The organism is Phycicoccus avicenniae (assembly GCF_050496545.1).
Taxonomy (GTDB): Bacteria; Actinomycetota; Actinomycetes; order Actinomycetales; family Dermatophilaceae; genus Phycicoccus; species Phycicoccus avicenniae_A.
The window spans coordinates 247,598-262,558 of the sequence record NZ_JBNVZV010000003.1; the positions used below are offsets into that span (position 1 = coordinate 247,598).

At 75.4% G+C, this 14,961-nt stretch carries 16 protein-coding genes; 10 read left to right on the plus strand and 6 right to left on the minus strand.

All coding sequences use genetic code 11. The features are described from left to right. Positions 1–3: 3 nt before the first annotated feature. Complete coding sequence (locus tag ACQZ2A_RS04260) at positions 4–498, minus strand: N-acetyltransferase family protein (protein WP_430207481.1); 495 nt, start codon at positions 496–498, stop codon at positions 4–6. Positions 499–521: 23 nt separating this feature from the next. Between ACQZ2A_RS04260 and ACQZ2A_RS04265 the strand changes: the two genes are divergently transcribed. Then, positions 522–1,907, plus strand: a complete 1,386-nt coding sequence (locus tag ACQZ2A_RS04265) for a hypothetical protein (protein WP_430207484.1) — start codon at positions 522–524, stop codon at positions 1,905–1,907. A 67-nt stretch (positions 1,908–1,974) separates the two neighbouring features. Further along, complete coding sequence (locus tag ACQZ2A_RS04270) at positions 1,975–2,301, plus strand: DUF952 domain-containing protein (protein WP_430207485.1); 327 nt, start codon at positions 1,975–1,977, stop codon at positions 2,299–2,301. Here the strand turns inward: ACQZ2A_RS04270 and ACQZ2A_RS04275 are convergent. After that, positions 2,291–4,009: an aminotransferase class V-fold PLP-dependent enzyme gene (locus ACQZ2A_RS04275; RefSeq protein WP_430207488.1), complete on the minus strand. Its 1,719-nt coding sequence runs from the start codon at positions 4,007–4,009 to the stop codon at positions 2,291–2,293. The two genes, ACQZ2A_RS04270 and ACQZ2A_RS04275, sit on opposite strands and share 11 nt — an antisense overlap. A gap of 268 nt (positions 4,010–4,277) precedes the next feature. Here ACQZ2A_RS04275 and ACQZ2A_RS04280 point away from each other — a divergent pair, with 268 nt between their 5' ends. Together ACQZ2A_RS04280 and ACQZ2A_RS04285 are read left to right on the plus strand one after the other, a co-directional pair. Continuing rightward, complete coding sequence (locus ACQZ2A_RS04280; RefSeq protein ID WP_430207490.1) at positions 4,278–4,907, plus strand: TetR/AcrR family transcriptional regulator; 630 nt, start codon at positions 4,278–4,280, stop codon at positions 4,905–4,907. 21 nt (positions 4,908–4,928) lie between these two features. Beyond that, complete coding sequence (locus ACQZ2A_RS04285; RefSeq protein ID WP_430207492.1) at positions 4,929–7,526, plus strand: MMPL family transporter; 2,598 nt, start codon at positions 4,929–4,931, stop codon at positions 7,524–7,526. Positions 7,527–7,712: 186 nt separating this feature from the next. On the opposite strand, the gene ACQZ2A_RS04290 is transcribed toward ACQZ2A_RS04285, so the two are convergent. Beyond that, positions 7,713–7,907, minus strand: coding sequence for a hypothetical protein (locus tag ACQZ2A_RS04290; RefSeq protein WP_430207495.1), 195 nt, complete (start codon positions 7,905–7,907; stop codon positions 7,713–7,715). Between the two features lie 23 nt (positions 7,908–7,930). Here ACQZ2A_RS04290 and ACQZ2A_RS04295 point away from each other — a divergent pair, with 23 nt between their 5' ends. From ACQZ2A_RS04295 to ACQZ2A_RS04310, 4 genes are read left to right on the plus strand one after another with little or no spacing between them, the layout of a single operon-like run. After that, entirely contained in the window at positions 7,931–8,872 is a 942-nt protein-coding gene (locus ACQZ2A_RS04295) for an FAD:protein FMN transferase (protein WP_430207498.1), read from the plus strand. After that, positions 8,869–9,432, plus strand: a complete 564-nt coding sequence (locus ACQZ2A_RS04300; RefSeq protein WP_430207501.1) for a ferric reductase-like transmembrane domain-containing protein — start codon at positions 8,869–8,871, stop codon at positions 9,430–9,432. The genes ACQZ2A_RS04295 and ACQZ2A_RS04300 overlap by 4 nt, the downstream gene beginning before the upstream one ends. Further along, positions 9,429–10,532: an NADH-ubiquinone oxidoreductase-F iron-sulfur binding region domain-containing protein gene (locus ACQZ2A_RS04305; RefSeq protein WP_430207504.1), complete on the plus strand. Its 1,104-nt coding sequence runs from the start codon at positions 9,429–9,431 to the stop codon at positions 10,530–10,532. The genes ACQZ2A_RS04300 and ACQZ2A_RS04305 overlap by 4 nt, the downstream gene beginning before the upstream one ends. Then, a complete protein-coding gene (locus tag ACQZ2A_RS04310) occupies positions 10,516–10,716 on the plus strand; it encodes a ferredoxin (protein WP_430207507.1) in 201 nt (66 codons plus the stop codon). The genes ACQZ2A_RS04305 and ACQZ2A_RS04310 overlap by 17 nt, the downstream gene beginning before the upstream one ends. On the opposite strand, the gene ACQZ2A_RS04315 is transcribed toward ACQZ2A_RS04310, so the two are convergent. After that, the gene (locus ACQZ2A_RS04315; protein ID WP_430207509.1) at positions 10,695–11,633 is read right to left on the minus strand and encodes a LysR family transcriptional regulator; all 939 of its coding nucleotides are present in this window, start codon (positions 11,631–11,633) and stop codon (positions 10,695–10,697) included. The two genes, ACQZ2A_RS04310 and ACQZ2A_RS04315, sit on opposite strands and share 22 nt — an antisense overlap. 81 nt (positions 11,634–11,714) lie before the next feature. On the opposite strand from ACQZ2A_RS04315, the gene ACQZ2A_RS04320 reads away from it, so the two are divergent. Then, complete coding sequence (locus tag ACQZ2A_RS04320) at positions 11,715–11,888, plus strand: hypothetical protein (RefSeq protein WP_430207512.1); 174 nt, start codon at positions 11,715–11,717, stop codon at positions 11,886–11,888. Positions 11,889–11,925: 37 nt separating this feature from the next. On the opposite strand, the gene ACQZ2A_RS04325 is transcribed toward ACQZ2A_RS04320, so the two are convergent. Together ACQZ2A_RS04325 and ACQZ2A_RS04330 are read right to left on the minus strand one after the other, a co-directional pair. After that, positions 11,926–12,618 carry an exonuclease domain-containing protein gene (locus tag ACQZ2A_RS04325; protein ID WP_430207515.1) on the minus strand — a complete coding sequence of 231 codons (693 nt, stop codon included), beginning with the start codon at positions 12,616–12,618 and terminating at the stop codon, positions 11,926–11,928. Beyond that, on the minus strand, positions 12,618–14,489 hold the full coding sequence (locus ACQZ2A_RS04330) for a DUF294 nucleotidyltransferase-like domain-containing protein (RefSeq protein ID WP_430207518.1): 1,872 nt from the start codon (positions 14,487–14,489) through the stop codon (positions 12,618–12,620). Before ACQZ2A_RS04330 ends, ACQZ2A_RS04325 begins: the two co-directional genes overlap by 1 nt. 106 nt (positions 14,490–14,595) lie before the next feature. Here ACQZ2A_RS04330 and ACQZ2A_RS04335 point away from each other — a divergent pair, with 106 nt between their 5' ends. Continuing rightward, positions 14,596–14,871, plus strand: a complete 276-nt coding sequence (locus ACQZ2A_RS04335) for a BatC protein (protein ID WP_430207521.1) — start codon at positions 14,596–14,598, stop codon at positions 14,869–14,871. Positions 14,872–14,961: the final 90 nt, after the last annotated feature.

Here is a 14,961-nt window from a genome sequence, read left to right on the forward strand (position 1 = left end):
GGGTCAGCCGCCCGCGAGGGCGGCGAGCGCGTCGCCGTCGAGCCGGAAGCGGGTCCACTCGTCCTGGGCCCGGGCCCCGATCGACTCGTAGAAGCCGATGCTGGCTGAGTTCCAGTCGAGGACCCACCACTCGAGCCGGTGGTACCCGCGCTCGACGCACAGCGTGGCGAGGGCACGCAGGAGCTCCTGACCCAGACCGGAGCCGCGGTGGGCGGGGTCGACGTACAGGTCCTCGAGCCAGACGCCGTTGGTGCCGGTCCAGGTCGAGAACGACAGGAACCACACCGCCGCACCGACGACCGTGCTGTCGACCTCGGCGACGTGCGCGAACGTGGTGGGCGCGCCGCCCTCGGGGAAGAGCGCCGCCCCGACGTGCTCCTCGGTGGCCTCGACCTCGTGGAGAGCCTTCTCGTACTCGGCGAGGTCGCGGATCATCGACACGATCGCGGGGACGTCGGCGGGGGTGGCGGGTCGCACGCGACCGGGAGCGGTGGCCATGGGCGCCACCCTAGGCTGGCCCCGTGGGGGCGGCGGGGTGGTCTCGGGTCGCGGTCGGGATGCCGGCCGCGCTGCTGCTCGCCGTCGCCGCCGGGTGCGCGTCGCAGGAGGGCGCCGACCGCGTGCGCGAGTGGGCGGGGACGCAGCCGGGCATCGCCACCGTGCGCGAGTGCGAGGCCCGGCTCGTCGACGACCCGCCGCAGAACGCCCTGACCTGCCGGCTCGTGGCGGTGCCCGGCACGGACCCGGCCGACGTCGCCCGGCTGCTCGGCGGGTTCGCCGACCTCGCCGACGGGACCGACCTCGGCGACCGGCCGGACATCACCCTCGCGGTCGGCCCCGACCTGCTCCCCCTCGGCGCGGGCGGCGACCGCGCGGCCCTCGCCGCCCGTGCCTGGTCCCTGCTGCGCTCCGGTCCGACGGCCGTCGAGGGGGTCGAGGCGGTCCGGGTGCCGGCGGACCTCGGGCCGTCGACCTCGGCGGAGGCGGATGCGGCCTGCATCCGGGTGGTGGCCCCCCTCGAGCGCCTGCGCGCCGTGCTCGCCGCCTCCCGGAAGGCTCTGGCGACCGACGACGAGGCGCGGGCCGGGTGCGTCGAGGCCGCCACCTCGCTCGAGCGTGACGCGCCCGACCTCCTCGCGCTGCCCGTCGCGGGCGGCACCGGCTCCCTCGACACCCTCGACCGCGCCCTGAGCGGGACCGAGCCGACCCACCTTGTCCTGCGCGGCGGCGCGGGACGGGTCACCGGCGTCGAGGTCGCCGTGGCTCGCACCGAGGCGGTCCTGCCGACCGCCCGCGCCCTGCGGGCCGCGTTCGCGGATGCCCGGGGGTCGGTCTCCTCGCCCCTGCTCACTCTGTCGCTGGGCGCCCTCGCCGACACCGCGACCCCCGACGACGTCGTCTCGGCGACGGCCGTCGCGACCGCGGCCCCCACCGGCGTCGCCCGCGTGAGCGCCGACGGCAGCCTCGTGCGCGTCGAGCTCGCACCCGGTGCGGCCTCCGAACCGGCGGTCGCCCTGCTGGCCCGGGTGGCCGCCCTCGCGCCCACCACCCAGTGGCAGCTGCGCCGGGACGGCGCCGTGCTCAACAGCACTCCGGCCGACCTGCTCGTCCTCGCCCCGGCGCTCGACGCCCTCCGGGACGTGCGCGGGGTCGAGGTGACCGGTGGCTACCGGCGGACCCTGCGGGTCGACCTCGAGGACTGGGACGACGCCACCGCCGACCGGTTGGTGCGCGCGCTGCGCGGCGCCGCGGACACCGGCCCCCTGGTGCTGGAGGTCGAGGGGCCGGGCGCTCGGCTGGCCCTCACCTCCACCACGACCGGACCGGCCCTGCGCTCGTCGGTCACCGGCGACCACGACCTCCCGTGGCACCTGCTGCGGGAGTGGGGGCGCAGCGCGACCTCGTGAGAAGGACCACGGCCCGCGGACCGGTCCCGGGTCGCCGGTGCGCGCGGGCCGTGGCACCGTGGTCGCCGTGACCGACCTCCTCTTCCACGTCGCCGACGCCACCGAGTGGGAAGCCGCGCGCGCGGTGGGCCGTTACGAACGCTCCACCCGCGGACTGTCGCTCGCCGACGTCGGCTTCGTCCACCTGTCGACCGCCGAGCAGTGGCCCGGGGTGCTCGAGCGCTTCTACGACGACCACGACGGCGAGCTCGTGCTCCTCACGGTCGACCCCTCCCGCCTCAGCGCCCCGGTGCGCTGGGAAGCCCCGCACCCGGAGTCCGACGAGCTCTTCCCCCACCTCTACGGGCCGCTGGACGTCGCGGCCGTCACGGCCGCCGGCCCGCTCAGGAGCTGACGACCACGCCGTCCGGGAGGTCGAACCAGCGCAGGTGCTCGAAGTCGGCCGAGACGTGCCGGTCCGGCGCCCCGAGGTCCGGCGGGGTCGCGGCGGCGAGCAGCTCGGCCGCCTCCCGCAGGTGCTCGGCGAGCATCTCCTCACCACCGCGGGTGTCCGAGAACGGCATCGAGATCGACCCGTCGTCGCCGTACCGCACGTCACCGAGCCGCAGCGGCGGCTCGATCACGCCCCGGCGGTGGCGCCACATCCCCGTCTCCGGGCAGAACGTGTAGTCGCCGAGCAGCCGCCAGCCGTCCCGGGCGACCATCCGGACCGCCTCGACCACGTAGTCCGCGACGACGTCGGACAGGAAGTAGTTGAAGTTCACCCGGACCCAGCCGGGCTTGATGCCCTCGCACCCGCCGGTGATCTCGCGCTCGAACTCGTGGCTGCGCTCGAGGTCGATGCCGAGCAGCCGGTGCCCATACGGGCCGGCGCACGAGCACCCGCCGCGGGACTGGATGCCGAAGAGGTCGTTCAGCAGCGCGACGACGTAGTTGTGGTGCAGGTGGCTGCCGGACGGTGAGCGCACCACGAACGAGACGATGGAGAGCCGGGGCGCATCGAGGTTGCCGAGGATCTCGATGCCGGGCTCGTCGCGCCAGGCGGTGACCGCGCGCTCGAGGAAGCGCTCCTCGCGGGCCCGGATGGTCTCGACCCCCACGGCCTCCTTGAGCTGGAAAACGAGTCCGGCGCGCACCGACTCGATGATGGCCGGCGTGCCGCCCTCCTCGCGGTGCGCGGGGTCCGGGAGGTACGCGTGGTCCTCGGGGTTGACGTACGCGACGGTCCCGCCGCCCGGGGTGACCGGCACGCGGTTGGCGAACAGCTCGCGGCGGGCCACGAGCAGGCCGGGGGTCGACGGGCCGCCGATGAACTTGTGCGGCGACAGGAAGAGAGCGTCCTTGTAGGACAACGGGTCCCCGCCGGCGGGGGCGGTCATCTCGATGTCGACGTAGGGCCCGGCGGCGGCGAAGTCCCAGAAGGCCAGCGCGCCGTACCGGTGCAGGAGCGCGGAGATGCCGTGGGTGTCGCTGACGATGCCGGTGACGTTGCTCGCCGCGCTGAACGAGCCGATGAGCAGCGGCCGGTCGGCGAGCTCCTCGAGGCGGGTGCGCAGGTCGTCCTGGTCGATCTGCCCGTCGGCGTCCTCGCGGATGGTCACGACGTCGGCGATGGTCTCGCGCCAGGGGATCTCGTTGCTGTGGTGCTCGTACGGGCCGATGAAGACGACCGGCCGCTGGTCGGCGGGTACGTGCCGCGAGAGCTGCCAGCGGTCCTCGAGGGCGCTCGGCACGCGCAGGCCGAGCACGCCGACGAGCTTGTCGATCGCACCGGTGCAGCCCGACCCCGCGAACACGACGACGGTGTCGTCGTCGCCGTGCACGGCGTCGTGGATGATCCGCCGGGCGTCCTCGCGCAGGCGGGTGGTCTGCAGGCCGGTGCCGCTGGACTCGGTGTGCGTGTTGGCGTACGCCGGCAGCACCTCGTCGCGGAGGAAGTCCTCGATGAAGGAGAGCGCGCGACCGCTCGCGGTGTAGTCGGCGTAGGTGACGCGACGCGGCCCGTAGGGGGTCTGCATCACGTGGTCCTCGCCGATGACCGACTCCCGGATCCGCTGCAGGAGGGCGTCGGCGCGGGACTCGGCGGCAGCGCGGTCGGTCATGCGCCCAGCGTCCCACGGGGGCCCGTCGGCCGCGCCGCGGACGGGTCCGCCCGCGCCTCGCATCCGAGACGGACCGAGCGCCGGCCCGGCTGCGGGTCGCGCCGACATCAGGCCACCCGGTGGAGGATCGTCCGGGTCACCACCCCGATGATCCTCCGCGCAGCGGTCCCCGTCGCGGCCGCGCCCCGACGTCCCTTCGGCTTCGACCTTCCACATGCATCAAGGTGCAGATTTGCACGGTGGTGCAACGGGCGCCTACGCTCGTCCCGTGAGCCGTACCCCGTCCTGCGTGATCCCGACGCTGCGCGACCGCAAGCGCGAGCAGACCCGCCGCGCCCTCGCCGGCGCCGCGTACGCGATCGTGCGGGACGCCGGCGTCGACGCCGTCACCGCCGATGCCGTCGCCGAGCGGGCCGGCGTCTCGCGGCGCACGTTCTTCAACTACTTCCCCTCGGTCGAGTCCGTCCTCACCGCGAGCGTCGCCGACTTCTTCGAGGCCCTGAGCGCCCGGCTCACCGAGCGGCCCACCGACGAGGACGTGCTGACCAGCGTCCTCGCGGTCGTCGACCGGCCCGGCGACCTCTCGCTCGTCGAGCGGATCGGCGTGCTCGCCGCGGCCGGCGAGACCTCGGCGCACGCCAAGGGGCTGATCCTCGCCGAGTTCCACACCTGGCTCGACTGGTTCGAGGCCTGGCTCCGCGAGCGCGTCGGCCCCGGTCCCACCGACCTGCACGTCGCCACCCTCGCCGGCGCGATCCTCGGGTGCGGGGAGGCCGCCATCCGGGTCTGGTCCCGCTCGGTCGTCGCCGGCGAGCAGCCGCCCGCGTTCCACGTCGTCCTCGCCGAGTCCCTGGGGCACCTGCGCTCCGGGCTCCTCGCCGGCACCCCCACCGCCTGACCCACCCCGGAAGGTCACCGCATGTCCACCGCCCTGTACCGCCTCGGCCGCTGGTGCGCCGCCCACGCCTGGCCCGTCGTCGCCCTCTGGCTCGTCGTCCTCGCCGTCGCGGGCACCCTCGCCGGTACCGTCGGCCGACCGCTCACCAACCAGGTGTCCATCCCCGGCACCGAGTTCGAGCGCGTCGTGCAGCAGCTCGGCACCGAGATCCCCTCGGCCGCAGGTGGTTTCGGACGTGTCGTCCTCACCAGCGACTCCGGTGCCTTCACCGACGCGCAGAAGGCGGCCATCGCCGACGCCATGGACCGGTGGAAGGGCGTCCCCCACGTCGAGCGCGTCGTCGACCCCTTCGCCGCGCAGCAGCAGATCGAGACCTCCGCCACCGACCTCGCCGCCGCGAAGCAGAAGCTCGCCGACGGCCGCACGCAGCTGGAGGCGGGGAAGAAGGAGCTCGCCACGGGCGAGGGGCAGCTGGCCGGCGGCGAGGCCCTCCTGGCCCAGCTGCGACAGCAGAACCCGGACGACCCCGGCATCCCCGCCCTCGCGGCGCAGGTGGCCGACGGTCGCACGCAGGTCGAGCGCGGCAAGGAGCAGCTGGCGACCTCCGAGGAGCAGCTGAAGGCCGGCGAGGAGCAGTACACCGACGGTGCCGCCGTCGCCGCCGCCTCCGCGGGCACCCGCCTGGTCAGCGAGGACGGCCGCACCGCCGTCGTGCAGGTCCAGTTCGACGACAACGCCCAGTCGGTGCCGCCGGAGGACCGCGCGCTCATCCCCGAGCGCGGCGACCCGGTGCTGGAGGCGGCCGGCATCACGCCGAGCTACAGCGTAGAGATCACCCAGGAGCTGGCCTTCATCGGCCCGGGCGAGATCCTCGGCCTCGCCGTCGCGCTCCTCGTCCTCGTGCTCGTGCTCGGCAGCCTCATCGCCGCCGGCCTGCCGCTCCTCGTCGCGCTGCTCGGCGTCGGGGTCGGCCTCGGCGGGGCGATGGCGGCGACCGCGTTCATCGAGCTCAACAGCACCACACCGGCACTCGCCCTGATGCTCGGCCTCGCCGTCGGCATCGACTACGCCCTCTTCATCGTCAACCGACACCGCGCGAACATCCTGCACGGGATGCCGCAGCGCGAGTCGATCGCGCGGGCCGTGGCCACCGCCGGCTCGGCCGTCACGTTCGCCGGCGCCACCGTGGTCATCGCCCTCGCCGCGCTCGTGCTCTCGGGCATCCCGATCCTCGCGGAGATGGGCGTCGTGGCGGCGGTCACCGTCGCCGTCGCCGTCCTCGTCGCGGTCACCGTCGCCCCGGCCGTGATGCGCCTCATGGGCACCCGTGTGGTGTCGCGGCGAGGCTGGCGCAGAGCCGGTTTCGCGACGCCCGGCGACCCCACCAGCCGCGGTGACCACCCGGACGACCGGCCGGAGGAGCACGGTTCCCGCTACGTCGGTGCCGTGACGCGGCACCCGTGGCTCACCGTGCTCGGGGTGGTCGGCATCGTCGGCGTCCTCGCGATCCCGGCCCTCGACATGCGCCTCGGCCTGCCCGACGGCGGCAGCGAGCCCACGGGCTCCAGCGCCTACACCGCGTACACCACCGTCGCCGACGAGTTCGGCCCCGGGATGAACGGCCCGGTCGTCGCCGTCGCCGAGCTGCCCGCCACCGACGGCACCCGCACCGATGCGCAGGTGGTCGACGCGCAGGCCCGCATCGCCACCGCGCTGCGTGAGGTCGACGGCGTCGTGAGCGTCGTGCCGTTCGGCGTCAGCGACGACAAGGAGACCCTGGCCTTCCAGGTCGTCCCCCGCACCGGGCCCGCCGACGAGGCCACCCCGGCGACCATCGACGGCATCCGCCGGACCGCCGGCCTGCTCGAGCGCCACGACGGCGTCCAGGTGGGGCTCACCGGCCAGACGGTCGCCAACATCGAGATCTCCGAGCGGCTCTCGGGCGCGCTGCCGACCTACCTCGTCGTCGTCGTCGGCCTGTCCCTGCTCATCCTCACCGTGGTGTTCCGCTCGGTCGTCGTGCCGCTCGTGGCCACCGGTGGGTTCCTGCTGACGGTCGTGGCTGCCTTCGGGGCCACGACGGCCGTGCACCAGTGGGGTTGGCTCGGAGGACTGTTCGGCGTGACCCAGCCGGGCCCGCTGCTCAGCTTCATGCCGATCATCCTCATCGGCGTGCTGTTCGGGCTGGCGATGGACTACCAGATGTTCCTCGTCTCCGGCATGCACGAGGCCCGCGCCCACGGCGAGGACTCGCGCACGGCCGTGCGCTCCGGCTTCGTCCACGGCGCCAAGGTCGTCACGGCCGCGGCGATCATCATGACGTCGGTGTTCCTCGGCTTCGCGTTCAGCCACCTCGTGATGGTCCGGCCGATCGGGTTCGGGCTCGCCGTCGGCGTCCTCATCGACGCCTTCCTCGTGCGGATGACCCTCACACCGGCGCTGATGCACCTGCTCGGCGACCGGGCGTGGTACCTGTCGCGCTGGCTCGACCGGCTGCTCCCCGACCTCGACGTCGAGGGTCTGCGGCTCGCCGAGCACTTGGAGGAGCAGGCGGCGGCCGAGCGCGGCACGCGCACCCCGCAGGACACCGAGGACCCGGTGGCCGCGGGCAGCCGCTGACCCCACAGAGGGGGCATCGCACCGGCACAGGAACTGCACAGGGCACCGGCGGAAGGTCGAGGGGTAGCAGCCCCCCGACCGACCGAAGGTGACGACGATGCGCAGCACTCCGAGAGCCCTCCAGCGGGCCAAGGCCTGGACGGCGGCGGCCGTCACGGCGGCCGCCCTCACCACCGGGGTCACGGGCTACCACCTCGCGACCTCGCAGAGCACGACGACGGCGACCGCCTCCACGACGAGCGGCTCGGACGACTCCTCGTCCTCGACGACGTCCGACACGGGCTCGTCCTCGTCGGGCTCGTCCGACTCCTCGAGCGGTTCCGGCTTCTCCTCGTCGGGCACGGTCTCCTCCGGCTCCGGGTCCTCGACGCAGTCGACCACCCACGGGTCCTGAGGACCGCGCCGTGACCACCGCCGACACCCTCCTCGCCCCCGCCGCGACCTCGTTCCCGGCCCTCGGGACGACCGTGCGCCTCGTCGTGACCGACCCGCTCGTGCTCGCCGAGGCCGAGGCCCTCACCCGCGACCACCTCGCCGCCCTCGACCTCGCCGCCTCCCGGTTCCGCCCCGACTCCGAGGTCAGCCGGCTCGCGGACGCGGCCGCCACCGGCCCGGCGAGCGCCCTCGCCTCCCCCGTCCTCGCCGGCTCGCTGCGGGCGGCCCTGCGCGCGGCCCGCATCACCGACGGGCTCGTCGACCCCACCGTGGGCCGTGCCGTGGCCGCCAGCGGCTACGACGCCGACCTCGATGTCGTGCGCGCCCGGGTCGCCCCGGCCCGGCCCGTCGCGGCGGTCCCCGGATGGCGCGCCGTGAGCGTCGACCCGGTGACCGACCGGATCGAGGTCCCGGCCGGCTGCCTCCTCGACCTCGGCTCGACCGCCAAGGCGCACGCGGCCGACGAGATCGCGCGGCACCTGGCGACCCGCCTCCCGGGCGGCTTCCTCGTCGACCTCGGTGGCGACATCGCCCTCTTCGGCACCGCCCCCGACGACGGCTGGCAGGTCGGCGTCGAGGACGAGGGCGGCGCGGTCGTGCAGGTCCTCGCCCTCCGGGCCGGACAGGCCGTCGCCACCAGCTCGACCCGCCGGCGCACCTGGGCCGTGGCCGGCGGGGGCACCCGCCACCACGTCGTCGACCCGCGCACCGGAGCCACCGCCCCCTCCACCTGGGCCCAAGTGACCGTGGTCGGCGCGAACGCGCTCGAGGCCAACGCCGCCTCCACCGCCGCCGTCGTCCTCGGCCCGGACGCCCCCGCGTGGCTCGCCGGGCACGGGCTCGCCGCCCGGCTCGACACCGGTACCGACGTGGTCACGACCCCCGGTTGGCCCGAGGAGGTGACCCCGTGAACGAGGCGCTCTGGTACCTCTCGCGCGGCACCGGCGTCGCGAGCATGGCCCTGCTGACCGCCGTGGTGGTCCTCGGCGCCGTCACGGCCGGCCGGCGCCGCCCGCACGGCGAGTCCGCGACGGTCGTGATGGCCGTGCACCGCTGGCTCTCCCTCGGGATGCTGGCCTTCGTCACCGCGCACGTCGCGACAGCCGTCGCCGAGACCTACGTGAGCATCGACGCCGTGTCCGCCCTCGTCCCGTTCACGAGCGGCTACGAGCGGCTCTGGGTCGGGCTCGGCACCCTGGCCGTCGACCTGCTCGTCGCGGTGGCCGCGACCTCGTGGCTGCGGCACCGCATCCCGGAGCGGGCCTGGCGGGCCGTGCACTGGGCGGGCTACGCCCTGTGGCCGACAGCGCTGGTCCACGGGCTGGCGATGGGCACCTCCGACCAGCCCCTGCTGCGGTTCGTCACCATCGGCTGCGGCGCCGTCGGCGCCGGCGCGGTGGCCTGGCGGCTCCTCGCCCGCCAGCCCGACCGCGACCAGCGGGCCGCCGCCCTCGAGGGGAGCTGGACATGAGCCTCGTCGACGACCTGCACGCCGCCGGCCTGACCGGCCGTGGCGGCGCCGCCTTCAGCACCGCGGTGAAGATCCGCGCCGCCCACGACCACGGCGCCCACCTCGTCGTCAACGCCTGCGACGGCGAGCTCGGGGCGGGCAAGGACGCCTGGGTGGTCGAGCACCACCTCGACGAGCTCGCCCGGGGCGCCGCGCTCGTGGTCGGTGGCCGCAGGGGCCGGCGGTCGGTGCGCTTCGCCGCCCACCGTGGCTCGCGGACCGCCGCCCTGCTCGCCGCCGCCGGCGTCGACCTCCTCGAGGTCCCCGGCCGCTACGTCTCCTCCGAGGAGACCGCGCTCGTCTCGCTCGCCGAGGGCGGCCTCGCGCGCCCCCTCACCAAGCGGCGCCCGGTGGTCACCGGCGGGCAGCACGCGGACGGTCGGCGCATCCCGGCCACCGTGGTCCTCAACGCCGAGACCCTCTGGCGGGTGGCCCAGGTCGAGGCGCACGGCCCGGGGTGGTTCCGCTCCTTCGGGACCGCGGCCGAGCCCGGTCCGCGGCTGGTCACCGTCTCCGGTGCCGTCCTCCGTCCCGGGGTGCTCGAGACCTCGGCGGGCGTGCCGCTCGCCGACCTCCTCGATGCCGCCTCGCCCGCGCCGGCCGCGGCCCACGTCGGCGTCGGCGGGCTGGGAGGCATCCTCCTCACCGTTTCGGACGCTCGTGGGCTGCGTTGGAGCACTGCGGATCTGGCGCACCACGGCGGGTCGGTCGGGCCCGGCGTGCTCGAGGTCCTGGACCCGTCCCGCTGCCCGCTCGACGTCGTCCGCGAGCGCCTGGCGTACGCGGCCGGCGAGAGCGCCGGCCAGTGCGGCCCGTGCATGTTCGGCGTGCCGGCGCTGTCGGCCGCCTGGGACCGCCTCGCCGCCCGCCCGGACGCGGCCTCCCGCGACGAGGTGCGCCGGCACGCGGGCCTGCTGCCCGGGCGCGGCGCCTGCCGCTTCCCCGACGGCGTCGCACGCTTCGCGGCCTCGGCCCTGACCGTGCTCGCCCCGCACCTCGCCGCGCACGCGACGGGGAGCTGCCCCCGACCGGAGGTGGGACACCGTGTCCAGCACGCCTGAGCTGCGCGTCGACCGCGTCGCCTGCACCGGCCACGGCCTGTGCGCCACCCTCCTGCCGGAACGGGTCCACCTCGACGAGTGGGGCTACCCCGTGGTCGAGGACCCGCACCCGGGCCGCGCCGAGGGCGAGCAGGCCGTGACCTTCTGCCCGGCGCGGGCGCTCTACTGGGCCGACCGCGCCTGACGCCGCGGCACCGGCCGGCGGGGCACCCGCCCGCTCGGGTGGGCGATGAGGTCCTGCAGCAGCTGGACGGCCCGCTCGGTCGGCGCCGTCGAGGCGCCGAGCTGCCGGACCACGGCCGAGAGGTGGCGCACCGGAGCGGGCGCCGAGATGTCGACGCGCACGACCGACGCCGGCAGGCTCCGGGCGGCGAGGCCCGGCATCACCGAGACGCCGACGCCGGCCGCGACGAACCCGATCGCCGTGTGGTGGTCCTGGGCCTGCACGGTGAAGCGCGGCCGCAACCCCACTGCGGCACAGGCGGCGACGAGGATGCGGTGCCCCACCGCGCCCGGGAAGTCGTTGCTCACCCAGGTCTCGCCGCGCAGGTCGGTGAGGGCGATCTCGGCCTCCCCGGCGAGCGGGTGGTCGCGCGGCAGCACGGCGACGAACGGGTCCTCGGTGAGGTCGACGCGACGCAGGCCCGCGGCCAGCGGGGTGTCCGGCGGGTCGATGGCCAGGTCGAGGTCGGGGCGGGGGCCGCGCTGCTCGACCTCGTTGAGCCGCAGCTCGAGGACGAGGTCCGGGTACTCGGAGGACAGCCGGCGCACGAGGGCCGGCATCCACGCCGACCCGGCCGAGGCGAAGTACCCGATGGAGAGCCGGCCCGAGCGACCGTCGCGCAGGTCGGAGACCACCTGCTCGAGGCGGTCCCACTGGCTCATCGGCTCGTCGCTCTGGGCGTCGAGGACCAGGGCGGCCTCGGTGGGGACGATGCCCCGGCCGGCGCGCTGGAAGAGGGTCAGCCCCGTCTCGCGCTGGAGCGCCGAGAGGTGCTGGCTGACCGCAGAAGAGGTGAGGCCGAGGTTGTCCGCGGCGGCCTGGACGGAGCCACTCGCGACGACGGACCGGAAGACGGTGATGCGGTGCGGGTCGAGCATCCTTGAATGTTAAGCCACACTGCGGGGTTCTGAAGCGAAGTGACGTTGTGCTGAAGCATTGGGAGGCGGAAGATAGGAGTCATGAACGCCGCATCGCTCTCCGTCCAGAAGGCCCGCGCCCTCGCCTCCTCGCTCCGCACCACCCGCAGCTCCGGCCGCGGCTGGAACGGCACCGTCGACCGTGACCTCGTCCGCGAGGCCAACGAGCTCTACGTCCTCTCGCAGACCTCGCACCACCTCCCGCGTCACATCTGAGCACCCACCGGGGGCCCAGCGGCACGCAGACCGACCCTCACGCCACCACGTGGCGGAGGGTCGTCGTCGTCTCCGGGGAGGCCGCGGCGAGCGCCGCACGCTGCGCGAGGTAGAGCTCGGCGCAGGCGAGCGCGTCGGTGAGCGCCTCGTGCGCGCGGTAGACGGGCAGCCCGTACCGGGCGCGAGCCGCCCACAGCCGCAGGGCGGCCGGGTCGGACGCGGCGTCCCACCCCCCGCCGAGCGCACGCCGCTCCAGCTCGAAGGTGTCGACCACCTCGACCGGCAGGTCCGCGCCCCAGAACCGCTCGCACGCCGCACCGAGGAAGCCGGTCTCGATCCGCGCGAAGTGCGCGAGCAGCACCCGGCCCGCGAGGGCCCCGAGCAGTGCGGCGAGGACGGTCTCCAGCGGTGCGCCGCCGACCAGGGCGTCGTCGGTCAGGCCGTGCACGGTCGCGCTGCGGCCCACCTCGCCCGCGTCGGAGACGATGCCCCCGCCCGCGCCGGCGAGGACGACCCGACCGCCGTCCACCGGCACCCACCCGACCGAGAGCACCCGGTCGTGGCGCGCGTCCAGCCCGGTCGTCTCGATGTCCACGGCGAGCAGGGGCAGCTCGTCGAGCGGGGTGTCGCGCGCCGGGACGGGGCCGTCGAGGAGGTCGTGCAGCGGGCCGGGGGCGCAGCGGCGCAGGGCCCGCTCCCGACGCGCCGGCACGCCGCGCCGCCAGGGCATCACGAGACGATCTGGGTCTGGTACCCCCTCCCGAGCGAGCCCAGCGCCGAGCGGACGATGGCGAAGGCCTCGCGCAGGTGCCGCTTCTCGAAGCTCGACAGCGCGTCCGGGGAGACGAAGTTGTCCGCCGGGCGGCCCGCCCGGACCTGCTCCCACTGGTGACGCAGCCGCACGTAGCCGAGGAACTCGAAGGCGTCGCGCAGGTCGTCGGCGAGCTCGTCGCCGAGGACCCCGGCGGCGTGCGCGGCCCCCAGCCGGGCCCGGGTGTTGACGGCGGGCGACCCCGTGGCCAGCGCGTGCACGCGGGCCAGCTCGACGACGGGCAGGATGCCGCCGCGCTTGACGTCGAGGGTGTCGCGGTGGTCGCCGGCCTTCTCGAGGACGAAGCCGCGGAAGAAGCCGAGCGGCGGTTCGTGGCCGGCCGCCTGCCGGGCGAGGTGGGTGAGGAAGACGCGAGCGTCCGGCGCCACCGACAGGACGTGCTCCTGGAGCCGGGCGTGGAGGGCGGGGTCGCCGTGCACCGGGCGCATGTCCAGGACGATGGAGGAGTGCAGCACCGCGTCGGGCGTCGGCTCGGCGAACCAGACCGACAGCTCGCGGCGCCACTGCGACAGCGGCCGCCGCCACCGGGGGTTGGTGGCCATGACGTCGCCGGGGCACCGGGGGTAGCCGCAGCGGACGAGGCCGGCGGTGACCCAGTCCGCGAGGTCCTCGAACCACGCCAGCCCGGCCTCGTCGACGGCGTCGTCGATGACCAGCGCGGTGTCCTGGTCGGTGGCCAGCGCCTGCTCCAGCCGCGCGCGGGAGCCCAGCGCGACCCAGCAGTACGGCACCGGCGGTGCACCGAGCACGTCCTCGGCGAGGGCGAGGAGCCGCCGCTCGACCGCGTCCCCCACGGCCGTGACGACGCGGCCGATGTCGTCGGCCGAGGCGTCCTGCTCGACGAGCGCGCCCACCACCCTGGGCAGTCGCGAGGCGGCCCGGGCCACGCCCTCGACGTCCGGCTGCTTCGCGACGTCGCCCGCGAGGTAGACCGGGTTGGCCTCCTCGAGGCGCAGCAGGTCGGTCGTCGTGACGACGCCCGCCGGGCGCCCGGCGGCGTCGAGGACCGGCAGGTGGTGGATGTGCCGGCTCGTCATCTCGAGGAGCGCCTCGAAGGCCGGCGACTCGACCGACCCCGTCACCGGGTCCTCCGTCATCACGTCGGTGACCGGCGACCCGGGGTCGACGCCCGCCGCGACGACGCGCGTGCGCAGGTCGCGGTCGGTGAGGATGCCCGCGAGCCGCTGACCGTCCATGACGAGCAGCGAGGAGACGCCCTGGTCGGCCATCACCTCGGCCGCCTCACGGATGCTCGCGGTCGCGACCACGGAGACGACGTCGCGGCCCACCAGCTCGCGCACCGTCGTCGTGAGGACCGCCGTGCCCGAGGTCGGGACCTGCAGCTCGGCGACGGCCCCCCGCATCCGGCTGCGTCGCTGGGCGTCGTAGAACGCGTCGAAGTCCGGGTGCTCCCGGCACAGGGCGTGGAAGTCCTGCTCGGGCAGCAGCAGCGCGAGCGAGTCCTCGATCGCGGTGACCGAGAAGGCGGAGGGGTTGCCCTGCGTGAGCGTGATGGAGCCGAAGGAGGAGCCCTCCCCGCCGCGGTCGACGAGGGTCCCCTGCGCGTCCCGGACGTCGGCGGCGCCGGAGCGCAGCACGTAGAGGTGGTGGTTGTCCTCGCCGCGCGGGATCATCTCCGACCCGCGCCGGAAGTACTCGACGGTCATCCGCACCGGGAGACCGGCGAGCACGTCGGCCGGGAGCCCCGCGAAGGGCTCGTGGCGGCCCAGGAACTCCCGGACCTCGGCCAGCTCCACGTCCGGTGGCATGACCCCATGGTGTCAGCCTGCGCACGAGCCCCACAACAGCGCGCTGACCTGCTGTGATGAGCGGACCGGTGCCATCGGGCACCACCGACGGAGAGAGGGGCACGACATGAGCGAGAACCCCACCGAGGGACCGGCCGACAGCGGCGCCGAGGAGCAGGGCGTCCCGGGCGAGCACGACGGCGGCGCCGACGGCGGCGCGGGCGGCGGCATCGACCCCGAGGGCCCCGCGGACAGCGGTGCCGGTGAGTCGGGCGTGCCCGGCGAGCAGGACGGCGGCGCCGACGGTGGCGCCGAGGGCCCGGCCGACAGCGGTGCCGGCGAGTCCGGCACCCCCGGCGAGCACGACGGCGGCGCGGACGGTGGGGCGGACGCCTCGCAGTGAGCGACTCCGCGACCCGCGAGCCCCCGGTGGGCGACCCCGCCGACCGGGGGGGGGGGGGGGGGGGGGGGGGGGGGGGGGGGGGGGGGGGGG

Excerpts from the sequence above, each read along its gene's own strand:
- ACQZ2A_RS04320 (WP_430207512.1), top strand. The coding sequence starts at position 11,715 with ATGAACGCCGCATCGCTCTCCGTCCAGAAGGCCCGCGCCCTCGCCTCC.
- ACQZ2A_RS04315 (WP_430207509.1), bottom strand. The coding sequence starts at position 11,633 with ATGCTCGACCCGCACCGCATCACCGTCTTCCGGTCCGTCGTCGCGAGT.
- ACQZ2A_RS04325 (WP_430207515.1), bottom strand. The coding sequence starts at position 12,618 with ATGCCCTGGCGGCGCGGCGTGCCGGCGCGTCGGGAGCGGGCCCTGCGC.
- ACQZ2A_RS04335 (WP_430207521.1), top strand. The coding sequence starts at position 14,596 with ATGAGCGAGAACCCCACCGAGGGACCGGCCGACAGCGGCGCCGAGGAG.
- ACQZ2A_RS04285 (WP_430207492.1), top strand. The coding sequence starts at position 4,929 with ATGTCCACCGCCCTGTACCGCCTCGGCCGCTGGTGCGCCGCCCACGCC.
- ACQZ2A_RS04275 (WP_430207488.1), bottom strand. The coding sequence starts at position 4,009 with ATGACCGACCGCGCTGCCGCCGAGTCCCGCGCCGACGCCCTCCTGCAG.
- ACQZ2A_RS04305 (WP_430207504.1), top strand. The coding sequence starts at position 9,429 with ATGAGCCTCGTCGACGACCTGCACGCCGCCGGCCTGACCGGCCGTGGC.
- ACQZ2A_RS04260 (WP_430207481.1), bottom strand. The coding sequence starts at position 498 with ATGGCCACCGCTCCCGGTCGCGTGCGACCCGCCACCCCCGCCGACGTC.
- ACQZ2A_RS04330 (WP_430207518.1), bottom strand. The coding sequence starts at position 14,489 with ATGCCACCGGACGTGGAGCTGGCCGAGGTCCGGGAGTTCCTGGGCCGC.